Source organism: Bacillus sp. AFS088145 (assembly GCF_002564465.1).
Lineage (GTDB): Bacteria > Bacillota > Bacilli > Bacillales > Bacillaceae_G > Gottfriedia.
Genome location: NZ_NUUX01000002.1, coordinates 86,567 through 101,307 on the forward strand (window position 1 = coordinate 86,567; position 14,741 = coordinate 101,307).

Annotated in this window: 12 protein-coding genes; 3 read left to right on the plus strand and 9 right to left on the minus strand. The window is 33.2% G+C overall.

The window, feature by feature from the left end; translation table 11 throughout:
• Positions 1 to 267: 267 nt before the first annotated feature.
• Both COI44_RS01030 and COI44_RS01035 read right to left on the minus strand, forming a co-directional pair.
• The gene (locus tag COI44_RS01030) at positions 268 to 1,449 is read right to left on the minus strand and encodes an acetyl-CoA C-acetyltransferase (protein ID WP_098426262.1); all 1,182 of its coding nucleotides are present in this window, start codon (positions 1,447 to 1,449) and stop codon (positions 268 to 270) included.
• Between the two features lie 170 nt (positions 1,450 to 1,619).
• Positions 1,620 to 3,728 (minus strand): (Fe-S)-binding protein, encoded by a 2,109-nt coding sequence (locus tag COI44_RS01035; RefSeq protein WP_098426263.1) that lies wholly within the window; start codon positions 3,726 to 3,728, stop codon positions 1,620 to 1,622.
• Between the two features lie 213 nt (positions 3,729 to 3,941).
• Here COI44_RS01035 and cls point away from each other — a divergent pair, with 213 nt between their 5' ends.
• Positions 3,942 to 5,135, plus strand: coding sequence for a cardiolipin synthase (gene cls, locus COI44_RS01040; RefSeq protein ID WP_098426264.1), 1,194 nt, complete (start codon positions 3,942 to 3,944; stop codon positions 5,133 to 5,135).
• Between the two features lie 43 nt (positions 5,136 to 5,178).
• On the plus strand, positions 5,179 to 6,135 hold the full coding sequence (gene uvsE / locus COI44_RS01045) for a UV DNA damage repair endonuclease UvsE (RefSeq protein WP_098426265.1): 957 nt from the start codon (positions 5,179 to 5,181) through the stop codon (positions 6,133 to 6,135).
• 271 nt (positions 6,136 to 6,406) lie between these two features.
• On the opposite strand, the gene COI44_RS01050 is transcribed toward uvsE, so the two are convergent.
• From COI44_RS01050 to COI44_RS01070, 5 genes are all read right to left on the minus strand, one after another.
• Positions 6,407 to 7,480, minus strand: coding sequence for an anti-sigma factor domain-containing protein (locus COI44_RS01050; protein ID WP_098426266.1), 1,074 nt, complete (start codon positions 7,478 to 7,480; stop codon positions 6,407 to 6,409).
• Positions 7,481 to 7,482: 2 nt separating this feature from the next.
• A complete protein-coding gene (sigI, locus tag COI44_RS01055) occupies positions 7,483 to 8,211 on the minus strand; it encodes an RNA polymerase sigma-I factor (RefSeq protein ID WP_286163693.1) in 729 nt (242 codons plus the stop codon).
• Positions 8,212 to 8,388: 177 nt separating this feature from the next.
• Positions 8,389 to 9,666 (minus strand): DUF5667 domain-containing protein, encoded by a 1,278-nt coding sequence (locus COI44_RS01060; RefSeq protein WP_098426267.1) that lies wholly within the window; start codon positions 9,664 to 9,666, stop codon positions 8,389 to 8,391.
• Between the two features lie 321 nt (positions 9,667 to 9,987).
• On the minus strand, positions 9,988 to 11,658 hold the full coding sequence (argS, locus tag COI44_RS01065) for an arginine--tRNA ligase (protein WP_098426268.1): 1,671 nt from the start codon (positions 11,656 to 11,658) through the stop codon (positions 9,988 to 9,990).
• The gene (locus COI44_RS01070) at positions 11,655 to 12,092 is read right to left on the minus strand and encodes a YwiB family protein (RefSeq protein ID WP_165346951.1); all 438 of its coding nucleotides are present in this window, start codon (positions 12,090 to 12,092) and stop codon (positions 11,655 to 11,657) included. The genes argS and COI44_RS01070 overlap by 4 nt, the downstream gene beginning before the upstream one ends.
• Positions 12,093 to 12,597: 505 nt before the next feature.
• On the opposite strand from COI44_RS01070, the gene COI44_RS01075 reads away from it, so the two are divergent.
• Complete coding sequence (locus tag COI44_RS01075; protein ID WP_097974836.1) at positions 12,598 to 12,852, plus strand: hypothetical protein; 255 nt, start codon at positions 12,598 to 12,600, stop codon at positions 12,850 to 12,852.
• 117 nt (positions 12,853 to 12,969) lie between these two features.
• Here COI44_RS01075 and COI44_RS01080 read toward each other — a convergent pair whose 3' ends face one another.
• On the minus strand, positions 12,970 to 14,196 hold the full coding sequence (locus COI44_RS01080) for an MFS transporter (protein WP_098426269.1): 1,227 nt from the start codon (positions 14,194 to 14,196) through the stop codon (positions 12,970 to 12,972).
• A 23-nt stretch (positions 14,197 to 14,219) separates the two neighbouring features.
• Complete coding sequence (locus tag COI44_RS01085) at positions 14,220 to 14,642, minus strand: MerR family transcriptional regulator (protein WP_098426270.1); 423 nt, start codon at positions 14,640 to 14,642, stop codon at positions 14,220 to 14,222.
• Positions 14,643 to 14,741: the final 99 nt, after the last annotated feature.

Below are 14,741 nucleotides of genomic sequence, written 5' to 3' on the forward strand. Positions count from 1 at the left end.
TTGTAAGCGTTAACAAAATATTTTATACTTTAACTAAAAAGATAGTCTACTTCGTATAATATTAGACAAAAATCTGAAAATTCCTGTTATTTTTTGTAGAAAAATTTTTAAGTCTAGAAGGAAGGAAAAACAGGATCAAGTTAATAGGCAAAAATAGAAATGCAAAAAAAATAACAGCTTAAGGGAGGTAGTACTTAGGTAGAGGGAAATAATTCCCTCCATACCTTTCCTGCTCTTCCCATACCCTGCTATTCTTGCTTTTCCCTCTTATCGTACCTCTACTAAGACTGCGTCTCCTTGACCACCACCGCTGCAGATTGCAGCAATTCCTAGGCCTCCGCCTCTTGCTTTAAGAGCATTAATTAATGTTACGATGATTCTTGCACCACTTGCTCCAATTGGATGCCCTAGAGCAATAGCTCCACCATTTACATTTATTTTTTCTAAAGGTATATCCGCAATTTTCGCACTTGCTAAAACGACTGCTGCGAATGCTTCGTTAATTTCAATTAAGTCTATATCTGACATCTTTTTATTTGTTTTTTGTAATAATTTTTGAATGACATATCCTGGAGTTCTAGGGAAGTCCTTTGCTTCTACAGCCATTGATTCTGTTGCAACGATTGTAGCTAGAGGTAAGTAGCCATTTAGTTTTGCTTCTTCCTCACTCATTAATAAAAGTGCTGCACCTGCGTCATTTAATCCAGGTGCATTTCCAGCTGTTATTGTACCGTCGCGATCAAATGCTGGTGATAGCTTAGCTAGTTTTTCAATAGTAGTATCTTCCCTTGGACACTCGTCTACTTCTATTTTGGTTACGACTCCTTTTTTGCCAACTGACTCAATCGTTACAATCTCTTCTTCAAATTTACCTGTTTTAATCGATTCAACCGCAAGTTGTTGACTTCGAAGTGCCCACTCATCTTGTTGCTCACGAGATATATCTTCAATTTTGGCAACTTCACTTCCGTATGTGCCCATATGAACACCAGTAAATGAACAAGTTAAGCCATCCACTAGAAGGCCGTCCTTTAATTCTGTGTTCCCCATTTTATTCCCCCATCTTATAGAGGTTTGATAAAAGGGTGTATTACTCATGGATTCCATTCCACCTGCAACAATACGTTTACTTTCACCAGATCGTATCAATAAATCAGAAAGCATAACACTACGCATACCAGAAGCACATACTTTATTTATTGTTTCTGATCTCGTTTCCCAAGGTAATCCTGCATTACGAAGTGCTTGTCTTGAAGGTAATTGTCCTTGTCCACCTTGTAAAACTGTTCCCATTATTACATCATCAATTAATTCTAATGGATGGTTAACACGGTTCAATGTCTCTTTAATTGCGATACCACCTAACTGGGCGGCACTAAAGCCCTTTAATGCGCCTCCAAAACGTCCGATTGGTGTACGAACTGCACTTACTATAACTGTTTTACTCATCCCAATTTCCCCCTTAAAGTTTTATCTATTTCTCCTCTATAATAAAATCCTATAATCTATCAATTCACTAAATAAAAAGGCGGTTTAAAACGCTGCCTGGCAGTCTGAAAGGTGTACAAGTTGCACACCTTCCACTGCTATTTTATGAAGATTGAAAAGTTATAGAACTTTTATGAAGCCTGGTTTTGTTTGTCACCAAAAATCGATAACTCTAAAAGCTCTGCTATATCTAGTGTTTTTACATTTTCTTCGACTTCTTTTGCTTTTGTTCCATCAGATAGCATTGTTAAGCAATAAGGACAACCTGTTCCAATTACATTTGGACTAACTGCAAGTGCTTGTTCAGTACGTGTTACATTAATACGATTACCAACATGCTCTTCCATCCACATTAATCCTCCACCCGCTCCACAGCACATACCTGTTTCACGATTACGCTCCATTTCGACTAGTTTGACGCCAGGAATTGCACGAAGAATATCCCTAGGAGCTTCATAAACTTCATTGTATCGACCTAAATAGCATGAATCATGGTAAGTAATCACTTCATTTACTTGATGAACTGGCTTCAACTTACCTTCTTTAACCAATTGAGATAATAATTCTGTATGATGATAAACTTCTATTGATAAACCAAAATCAGGATATTCATTTTTAAATGTGTTATAAGCATGCGGGTCAATTGTTACTAATTTGCTTACTCCCGCTTTTTCAATTTCTGCGATATTATTACTTGCTAACTCTTGGAATAAGAATTCTTGACCTAATCGTCTAGGTGTATCACCAGAATTTTTCTCTTTATTACCTAAAATTGCAAACTTAATTCCAGCTTCATTCATTAGTTTCGCAAATGCTAATGCGATTTTTTGGCTACGGTTATCATATGAACCCATTGCACCAACCCAGAATAAGTACTCAATTTCTTCTCCAGCTTTCTGAGCTTCTTTTACTGTTGGGATATGGATACTTTCATCAAGTTCTCTCCAGTTTTCACGGTCTTTACGATTTAACCCCCATGGGTTTCCTTGACGTTCGATATTTGTCATTGCACGTTGAGCATCTGGTTGCATCTTACCTTCTGTTAAAACTAAATAACGACGTAAATCAATTACCTTTTCAACATGCTCATTCATTACTGGACATTGATCTTCACAGTTACGGCAAGTTGTACATGCCCAAATCTCTTCCTCAGTAATTACGTCACCAATTAAACTTGGACTATATTCCAATGTTGCTGCTGATTCTTGTTTTCCTTGTGAAGCAAATGCTAATTGATTTCCTTTTGTTTTAGAAAATGCAACTGTTGGAACCCAAGGTGCGCGAGACGTTACAACAGCCCCTGTTTCAGTTAAATGATCACGAAGTTTTAAAATTAAATCCATCGGTGATAGCATTTTTCCAGTTGCAGTAGCTGGACATACATTAGTACAACGACCACATTCAACACAAGCATATAAGTCAATTAACTGTGATTGACGGAAGTCGCTGATTTTTCCAACACCGAATGTCTCTTGTGTTTCATCTTCAAAATCTATTTTTTCTAATTTTCCTGCTTTCGTTAAACGATTAAAATACACGTTCGCTGGACCAGCAAGTAAATGTGCGTGTTTTGATTGAGGTACATATACTAAGAACGTTAAAAGTGAAATTAAGTGAGTCCACCAAGCAACATAAAATAATGAAATTGATAAAGGCTTACTAATACCGTTAAAAATTGTTGCAATTAATGATGCGATTGGTTCGTGAAAGCTCGTTGCTTCACCATGCCAAATGATTCCCATGCCATTACCAAATAGTGTTGATAACATTAATAAACCAATAAAAATAAGAACTAAACCGCTTTTCCAACCTCTTTTTAGTCGAACTAACTTTTCAATATATCGTCTATGGAAGGCCCAAACAACTGCCACCAATATTAGTAACGCAATGATTTCTTCAAAAAATGTAAATGCACCATACAAAGGTCCAAGAGGTAAATGTGCGCTAGGAACAAGACCTCTTATAATAAAGTCTAAAGCCCCTGCTTGAACTAAAATGAATCCATAAAAGAATAACAAATGAATAAATCCACTTTTCTTATCCTTCAAAAGCTTTTTTTGTCCAAAAACATTGACCCAAATTTTTTGAAAACGTTCTTTCAAATTTCTTTCAAATTCTTCTTTTTTACCTAATTTGATGTAGGCAAGTCTTGTTTGAATCAGGTAAATGAATAAATAAATTGCATAAACTGTAATTGCCACAAACCCTAGTGCGTTCAAATACAAAAGTGCATGATTCATGTTGTATTCCTCCCCCAATTTTCCCGGTTATAAAGAAAACGCTTACTGTTTAAAAATTTATAACCATAATAATATTCAGAAAATATATAATTTAATTATATTATGAATGACTATTCAGTCAAATACTTTTTCATTTTAAATTGGCTCTTTTTCATATTCTTCAATGTAAATGGTCATACTATCATCACGTAAAAGGTAAAGGAGTTTAATTATATGATTCTTTGCATTTGCTTAATTGCTCTACTCTTTCTTATACTCCTTGCTAGCTTAGATCTTTATTTTGGTTATAAAGCTTTTCATAAATATGATAAAACTTGTCCATTTAAAAAAAGATATAGTGAAACAATGTTAATAACAGATGGTAATGATTTGTACAAGCATCTTCTAGACGATATAAAAGAAGCAAGTAGTAGCATTTCTATGCTTTTTTATATTGTTCGAAATGATGATACATCCGAAAAATTTTTATCATTACTTGAAAGAAAAGCCCAGGAAGGATTACAAGTACGCTTGCTTGTTGATTGGATCGGAAGTTTTAGACTAAAGCATAAAAGAATAAAAAAACTAAAAGAAAATGGTGTGGAAGTACTTTTTAATCGGAGAACTGGATTTCCTTATACTCTCTATCGGTTTCAACATCGTAACCATCGTAAGATTACAGTAATAGATCAAAAAACCGGCTATTTTGGTGGTTTTAATATTGGCAAAGAATATATTGGTTTTGATGAAGACTTAGGTTATTGGAGAGATTATCATATTCGAATGACAGGAGAAGGTGTAAAAGATTTACACACTCAATTTTTAATTGACTGGGTTAGAAGTGGAGGAGAATCCTTTACGTTAATTAATGATGATGAATTAGCAAAAGGAGAAATCGAGCACCACTTCTATTCGTCGGACTTTGTACGCATTGAGAACCTATATAAAGATTTAATAGATCAGGCAAAAAAACATATTTACATCGGTACACCTTATTTTATTCCAACAAAAAAATTGATGAACGCACTTCTTGCAGCTCTTAATCGAGGCGTCCATATATGCGTAATGGTGCCTGAAAAAGAAGACCATAGACTTGTTAAAGAGGCAAGTTTTCCACATCTCCTTTTAATTTTAGAAGGTGGTGGGGAAGTTTTTCATTATCAGAAAGGGTTCTTTCATGCCAAAGTACTACTCATCGATGACCGTTGCTGTGATGTAGGGTCCGTTAACTTTGATCGTAGAAGTCTTTGCATAAATGATGAATGGAGCTGTATTTTTTCAAGTGAGTCTTTCATAATGAAGATTAAAGAAATATTTACAAAGGACTTAGAACGCTCAAAATCTTATCCTACCCAGCATTATAAAAACACAACATTCTTATGGAAGTGTCGCAAGCTTTTATCTAAGCTTCTTTCTCCATTAATGTAATCCTTTTTACACGCACAAAAACCAAGGTAGAGGTGAACAAATTATGATTATTCGATTTGGATATGTATCACATGCATTATCATTATATAATTGTTCACCTGCAAAAACTCTTACATTTACTCGTTATAAAGCCCTTAATCAGGAAGAACGTTTAGAGAAATTAATTTATGTTACATCACAAAATATCGAAAATACGTCTAGAGCACTTCATTACAATGTGGGACAACAAATTCCTTTATATAGAATGTCCTCTTCAATGGTCCCTTTGGCGACTCATCCAGATGTAGAATTTGATTATATAAATATTTTTCACAAACAATTTAAAGAAATAGGTGATTTTATCAAGAAGCATGAATTAAGAGTTAGTTTTCATCCTAACCAATTCACGCTTTTTACAAGTGATAAACCTCATATTACTGATAATGCTGTGATTGATATGGAATACCATTATAAAGTTCTTGAAGCAATGGGTATTTCAGACCAAAGCGTCATTAATATACATATTGGAGGAGCGTATGGAAATAAAGAGCTTGCGATTCAACGCTTTTATGAAAATATAAAAAAGCTCCCTACTCACATTAAAAAACAAATGACGTTAGAAAATGACGATAAAACGTATAATACAACTGAAACACTAATGGTTTGTAAAGACGAAGGTATTCCGCTCATATTTGACTATCATCATCATATGGCAAACTTATGTGAAGAACCTTTAGAGAAATTATTACCCCTTATATTTTCTACTTGGGAGCATACATATTTGAAGCCTAAAATTCATATTTCATCTCCGAAATCCGATAAAGAGTTTAGATCACATTCAGATTTAATTGATCTTGATTTTATTAAGCCCTTTTTTGACATCGTCAGATCAATTGGAAGTGATATCGATATAATGATTGAATCGAAAAAAAAGGATTTAGCTCTATTACAATTAATGGAAGATATAGCGAAATGGAGAGGTTATAAGCGAATAAGTGGTGGTATGATCGAAGTTACTTAAAGTTGAGTACCAAAGACATAACAGATGGAAATAAAGAGGTCATGATAGCATTTAAAAAGTTCATTTATACTTACGTAGCCCTTTAGGAAGTTTAACTTACCTTGAGGGTTTTTTTTGGCTTTAAAGTCGGTCATGGTAGAGCTACCAATGTATTCATAAAGATTGATCATGGTGTATTGAAGGTTATTCATGAGCATTTGAGCAGTATTTCCTAAGCCTTTATTCTTTCATGGGGTTAGTATTGTTATTTATATAAAAAACACTCAGATTATTAATCTGAGTGTTTTTCATTACCATTTTGCCAACCATTATTGTACTTGTTCTCGTTTTGATTGTTTTTATAACGATTATTGCATCCATGGCAGCTTTCTTTATTTCCATTTCTTCCTTGATCATTATTACTTCTTCTTAATTCGCGGTCATCATTATAGTCATTTTTTTTTTTGTCTTGATGCTTTTCATAGTTGTTGTATTGTTTCTTTTGATTTTGATTCGATGATTCATGGTGTTCATTTTGATTTTTATGATTCCATTGACCCTGTTTATTTCCCCAGTGCTCATCTTGATGTCTATTGTTCTGAACTTCTTTAGAATGACCATTATCATTATTTTTTTCTTGTTCGATTGTAGGTGACTTTAAACTAGATTTATCTTTGTTATTGGTTTCGCCTTTTGTCACTTTCGTTGTTGTATTAGAATTAAAACTTTTTTCTTGTTTATTTTGATTTTGGCTATGATTTTGAGTTTTAACCTTTGGCTGATCTAGTTCCTTAGAATTTGGGACATTAATATGATTATTACTATCTTGAATATCCTTCAATTCATGATTTAGTTCACTTTGTTTATTTTCAAATTCTTTTTTCATCTCACCAGTTAATTTGATTGTCTCATCTGGTTCAATTACTTTAGATTTCTCCATTTCATCAACTAAATCATCCATAACTAAATGTAGGGGCTCATTTTTCCAGTTATCCATTTTGTCGATCAATTGTTTACCTTGTTCATTGTGACCCTTTAATGCAATGACCTTTAACTGTTTGTCCAATATTAAAGATACCTTTGCCTCTGAGTTAATCGTAACCTTCCCTGCTGCCAATGCTTCATTGTTGTTCAAATTTACAAATATAAAAGAAAAAAGAATTAATCCACTCGCAATTACGACAGGTATCAATTTAGGGATGCTCAATTTCATTTTTTTATTTAAAATGATTGCATTATTAGGGAACTGAATTTCTTCACCGATTGAATAGGATGACAATAATTTTTTACATTTTAAGTATTCTCCGTTAGCAGTTAGTACAACTAAGGAAGAATGATTAACTTTTAATACAATACCATTGTTCATCTTCAGTTCCCCCTTTTTAAATAGTTTTTTAAATAAATATATTCATTGACGCTAATGATACTCATGGCAATTATATATTTTCTATGTTTTTCTAGCGATTTTCGACTTATATTAACTTTAGTTTCTAATTTTTTCATCGGTAATTTTTTCTTTTTATATAGAAAAGTTAACATTTCTTCATCAGATGTAACAAGGTCTACAACTGAAAAAATATGCTCCCTTGTATCTTCATGTTTAGGCGAAACCTCTACTAAAGTTTCTAATGAAATTCCAAATTGTTTAAGCATCTCACTGAAATGTATAATTTCTTCTTTACGGTTTATTTCATCAAAGTTTTTTATATAAGAGCTATACACATGGTCATCATATTGTTTATGTATATCATCTGAACCGGTTAGTTCTGAGGTCAACGATTGGTATTTAGATTCCTTCCGAAAGAAATCGATTAATTCTCGTTTTATGATCAATTTAGCAAAAGATAGAAATGAAGCACCTTTTTTATATGAATATAATTTAATAGCTTCATGAAAAGCATTTAAGCCGATACTAAATTCATCTTCTTGATTAGTAATATATCTTCCACAAATAGTGGAAACAGTTTTGTTTATAAAAGGAGTATATTGAACTATAAAATCATCTAGTTCTTTTGATGAAGACTGTTGTATTGTTAATACAATATCTTCAATTTTTTCTTTTCTTTTATAAAGCGTCTGAAAAATTGTAAGTAACAAGACCCCATCTCCTTTCAAAAGAGGATTGCTTAACCATTAAAACTTAAAGGCGCCTCCACTCATAATCAAATGAATGTATGAGGCACCAATAAATTAATCAGTTAAACTTAAGCATATCGCATCTTATGAAATGTTTCATGTGATTTTTTTTGAAAGGTGAATGGAAATAATTACTTATTACTTTTTACCATGTCCATTTCCATGGTTTTCACCTTGGCTATTTGAATTCTCATTTTTTTTCCACTCTTGCTTTTCATTTACCTTATGGTTTCCACGGTTTTCATGTTCACCTTGATTTCTATGGTTTGTACCATTTTCGTGCTTTACTACGTGTTTTTCTTCATGTTTTACTTCATGTTTTTCTTCATGCTTTACTACATGTTTTTCTTCATTTTCAATTTTTACTTTTTTTACTTTAGCTGGTTTTACTTCTTTTGACTTATGTTGATGTTCTTCCTTATGCTCTACTGTTACAGGTTTTGTAGCAACTTCAGCAGCATCATTTTTGTCATCATTTTCACCTTGATCATCTTCATTAACATTTTTCACGTCTGTGTCATTTACGTCTTCAATTTTAGTCACTGTTGTAATAACTTCTGGAGTAGCTGATTGATCTGTAGTTGCATCAGGGTATTGAACTGTAATAACTGGTTTTAAAGCCGTTGAATCCTGTTCTGTATGCTTTAAGACTTTTTCTAATCTTTCGGAAATTTTGTTAAAGCTCTTTTCAATATTTTTAGCAATCGCAGCTTTTGCTTTTGGATTTTTAACTTGATCTAAAACATTTGCTAAAACAAGTAAATTGTTATTTAAATGATGTTGAATTTTTGCAATTTCTTTTTGCTCTTTTGTTAATTTTTGTTTTTCATGTTTGTCTGTTTCAGCTTTTTCTTGATCTTCTTTTTCTGTTTCTTGTTTGTCTGTTTCAGCTTTTTCTTGATCTTCTTTTTCTACTTCTTGTTTATCTGTATCTTGCTTGTCAGTCTCAACTTTTTCTGTGTCTTCTTTTTCTACTTCAGTTGAATCTTCTGCTGGTTTCGTAGTAACAGTACCTTCTGTTGTTGTTTCTGAAGTCGTTGGTTCAGTAACAGTTGGAAGTTTCCCATCAAGTTGACCTTGAGCATTATCCATTTGACTTAAAGCTTCTTTTAATGTTTCTTTTGCTAAATCTTCTTTGCCTTCTTTAATCAATTCTCTTGCTTCATGAATGCGTTCTTGAGCAAATTGTGCTAAAAGTTCTGCTTCTTTAACTTTGTCTGTTGTTAGTAACAGTTGAATTTTTTCTACTGTTGTTTTTACAAAATAGAAGAAATCGCCTTTAACTAATGCAGGTGCTTCTTCCTTTTGGTCAGTTGGTGAAACTGTATCATTTTCAGCAGCAAGTACTGAACTAGAGAATCCTAACTGAGATAATAAAAGTGCTGTAGCAGTCGTATGTACTAATAATTTTTTCATTAATTTTTTCCCCTTTGTAAAAGTTTCTTTATTTATTCTCACTATAACTATTCGTAAAGAATTTCATTTTTTAGGGGGTCATTTTAAAAAAAATGTAAAAAATTAATAAAAAAATGGTGAAACTTGTTATTTTTCCCTATTTACCGACAAAGTTGTATAAAATAACTTACTAAAAAAATACAAAATAATACTTTGGAAATTTGATTACGTTAACAAAAAAGTACCATACCCTAAATTAGGGTATGGTACTTAGTGTGTAGACAAAGTTCAAAAAATTTGATTATCAGACTGATTGCAAGCGTTTGTCAACAGTCTGATTACTTACATTTTTTCTGGTGCAGAAACTCCAACTAAAGCTAATGCATTTTGTAATGTAACTTGAACTGCTTTCATTAAAGCCAATCTAGCCATTGATTTTTCAACATTTTCAGCATCTAACACTTTTTCTGCATTATAGAAGCTGTGGAATGTACCCGCTAATTCAAATACATAGTTTGTAATATGATGAGGAGTACGTTTTGAAGCAGCTAATGAAACCGCTTCTGGGAATTCTCCTAATTTCTTTAATAACTCATATTCTTTTTCAGACGAAACAAGGCTGTAATCAGCTTCTCCATTGTAAACAATACCCATTTCTTCTCCTTGACGAAGAATACTACAAACACGAGCGTGAGCGTATTGTGAATAATACACAGGGTTTTCATTTGATTTAGAAACAGCTAAGTCCATATCAAAGTCTAAATGTGAGTCACAACCGCGCATTGCAAAGAAGTAACGAGTTGCGTCAGTACCTACTTCTTCCATTAAATCACGTAACGTTACAGCTTTACCTGTACGTTTACTCATTTTAACTTTTTCACCATCTTGATATAATTGAACCATTTGGATAATTTCTACTTCTAGCGTATCAGCATTATATCCTAATGCTTGAATTGCTGCTTTCATTCGAGGAATATATCCGTGATGGTCAGCCCCAAGAATATCAATTAATTTATCTGCACCACGACTAAGCTTGTCTCGGTGGTAAGCGATATCCGGAGTTAAATAAGTATAAGAGCCATCGCTTTTAATTAGTACACGGTTTTTGTCATCTCCATATGTTGTAGAACGGAACCAAGTCGCTCCTTCTTCTTCATATGTTTCACCACGTTGTTTTAAATCATCAAGAGCCTCTAAAACTTTGCCATTTTGATATAATGAAGTTTCTGAATACCATACATCAAATTCCACTCTGAAATTACGTAGATCTCGTTGTAGTTTTTCCATTTCTAATTTTAAACCGTACTCACGGAAGAACTTGTAACGAGACTCTTCTGGTTCATTCACATAACGGTCACCGAATTCAGCAGCTAAAGTTTTACCAATTTCAATAATGTCTGAGCCATGATAGCCATCTGCTGGCATTTCTTTATCCATTCCAAGTGCTTGCATATATCGAGCTTCTACTGAAAATGTTAAATTATTAATTTGGTTTCCAGCATCATTAATATAATATTCACGAGTTACTTCATAACCTGCTTTATTTAAAATATTGCATAATGAATCTCCAAATGCAGCTCCACGAGCATGACCTAAATGTAAATCTCCAGTCGGATTTGCTGAAACAAATTCAACTAAAATCTTTTCACCGTTACCAAAGTTTGTTTGGCCATATTCATTTCCCGATTTAATAATCGTTGGAATTAAATCAGTAAGATAACTATTATCCATATAAAAATTAATGAAACCTGGCCCAGCAATTTCTACTTTTTGAATGCTTGCTTTACTTTGGTCAAAAGAATTAATTAACTCCTCTGCAATCATTCTAGGAGCCTTTTTAGCAACACGTGCTAATTGCATTGCCATATTTGTTGAAAAATCTCCGTGCGCTTTATCTTTTGGTGTTTCTAATACGACTTGTGGTAATTGTTCCTCCGTTGCTAATCCTGCTTTTAATACAGCAGCTTCGATTTCATTTTTCAAACGACTTTTCACTTGTTCTAATGTATTCATATCGTTGCCTCCTTAATTGATACTGTAATGTTATACGATCCAGCATTTTCATCTCCTACGAATAACTTATATCCTAATTGAAGTACCCCTTTTAAAGGTCCTTCAGATACTAGAAATTGTAGTTTTTTTGTATATGCCTTAGTTTGAAATACGCCTAATTCATTAGAGAAAGTACCTTCAGTTGTTTCATTTACTCTGTATTGATGACGCATCATAACTCCGCCATTACGAATAATTGTTACTTCCCCTTTACCTATTTTCATAGTAGCCTTTACTTTTCGATCCTCGTGATTTTCATCAAATAATAAATATGAAACATCATCTTTTTTATAATATAGGCCATTTGCTTGAAAACTGATTTTATCACGCCCGTGTGGATCTTTTATCAAAGTCTCAAAGTCAATTGAGACAGGTATGCCTTGTTGTCCTTTCACTTTTACACGTCCTTTTCTCCCCATGAACGTAACGAATCACATCCAAAAATCATCTTTTCCCATTTTAGCATAATCTAATAAAAAAAATAAAATAGGTAACAAAAAAAATTGTGAAAAATATTCATTAAAGTGAACGAAATTAGATGGCTTTCAAAAAAATTGGTGTACTTTCTTGTTTCTAAAATATTTCATAGGGCTTTCTTTACATAATACCCGTAGCTTCGTTCTTTATAATGATGAATTTAATCCATTAAATATGTGTGAACAATTTAATGAAAGATCATCATGAAGAAATAGATCATTAAGAATGGCAATAATCGGCCATATTTATATCGGTTCACCAAATCTAAAAATGCAGGAACTATTACTCAAACGTTATCCAATTTCAATTGCATCAACGTACTGACAAAATAATCTTGCCGTGAAAGTAAGGTGGATTTTTTGTTTTCAATTGAAAACTGTTTGTGAGACAATAAAGAACATATGGAGAATAAAAGGGGATTTTATGAAAACAATCGCACAACTATCATCTAGCAAACTATTTTTCATTGGACTAGGCATTGGAATTATTTCGTTATCGAGTATTTTTCTCATTTATTTGTACGCCTTTTTCGTGCCATTCGTTGTTGGACTAATTTTGTGGTTTATTTTCAAACGAAAAGCGATCATGTTCGGCAGTTTTACAGCAGCACTAATCGGATTACTCGCACTTATCGGCTTCATCGTTTATCTGATGATGTTCGGTCATTTCGGACCATGAAAACCAGCTCGTAAAGGGCTGGCTTTTGTTTGTTTATATTAAAAAAAACAAAAAAACCGCCAGGAATACGTAATTCCTAGCGGGTTTTCACCATTTATCGAGAAAAACCCGATAATATTAGTGTGCAGATTCTGCTTTATCAATATGAATTAAATGCTTTTTATTAATAAATAAGAAAAGTACAGATAGTAATACAAAACATCCACCTACATAGAAAGGTACATGTGGATTATACCATTCAGCAAGTTTACCTGCTAAATATGGTGCAATTGCTCCACCAAGGAAACGTAAAAAGCTATATGCAGCTGATGCTGTTGAACGTTCAACTGGAGCTGCTTGCATTACTGCTGTTGTTATTAATGTGTTGTTATTACCTAAAAATGCACCAGCTATAATTACACAAACGATAACTACACTACTCGTATTTGTACCTACTCCCATAATAAGAAGCGTAATTGCGAAAAGAGTTAACATTGCATACATCGATTTAAGTGTACCGAATTTCTTTTGTAATTTTGGTGCCATAAATACAGATGTAATTGCTAATAAAAGTCCCCACCCTAAGAATACAAATCCTAAACCATGTTCCTTTAATCCCATATAGAATGGTGAGAATGCTAATAAAGTAAAGAATCCAAAGTTATATAAAAATGCTGTAATACCTAATGTTAATAATGATCTATGTTTAAGAGCACGGAATGGATCAAGGAACGATGCTTTTTTCGTATTTTGTGTTATAGGTGTTTTTGGCATCATAATAGATAGAGATAAAAATGCAATTACCATTAAGCAAGCCACACCAAAAAATGGACCTCTCCAAGAGATCGAACCTAGTTCTCCACCTAAAAGTGGACCAACTGAAATCCCAAGACCAATAGCAGTTTCGTATAAAATAATCGATTGTGCAACACCTGATCTAGATAGTGAAACAATGGCAGACAATGCAGTCGCAACGAATAGCGCGTTACCTAGACCCCAACCTCCACGTAACCATACTAATTCCCAAATACTGCTTGAATTTCCTCCAAGACCTGCGAAAACTGCAATAATCAGTATACCTAATAGCAGTGTCCACTTAATCCCAATACGTGAAGAGATAAAACCTGTTATTAACATCGCGAATGCCATTACTAAATTGTAACTTGTAAAAAGAAGCGTTACATCACTTTTAGAAGCATGCATCTTTTCAGCAATTGCTGGTAAAATTGGGTCAACTAATCCAATTCCCATGAATGCGATAATACAAGCAAAACCAACAGCCCAAATTGCTTTTGGCTGATTCAAAAGACCAGATTTTTGATTTACACTCGTCTTTTGCTTTTTACGATCTGCCAAGTTTGACATATTTCATCCATCTCCCATATTTTTTATTGTTCTAATGCTTTTTGAACCCTCTGATACATTGCATTCATTTCATCTCGAATATCGTTCATTTTTTTAAGTTTTTCATCAATCATTTTTAATTGTTGAGCAAGGATTACTTCCGCCCCTAATAACTTTTCTTTTCTTTCATCTTCATTCATTTTTTCCTTGTTTTCTCTATAATGTAATCGGAATTCTTCATATGCCTCACTAATTGCCATATATTCCTGTACCTCTTGCAAAGAAAAACCAAGAACATCACGAACATTCATTATTTTTTTCAGTCGTTCGATATGCATGTCTGAATAAAGTCGAAATCCTCCTTCACTTCTTTCAGGTGGTGAGATTAAACCAATTTCTTCATAATAACGAATCGATCGCTTTGTTAATCCACATTCCTTCGCTACTTCATCTATTTTGTAGAGCAAATCATTTCCTCCTTTCGAAATGAATTTAACTTTTTTATATCACTTATCTATCTTACTCCCAATGTATCGTTAACGTCAACGTTAACTTAGTACATTTTT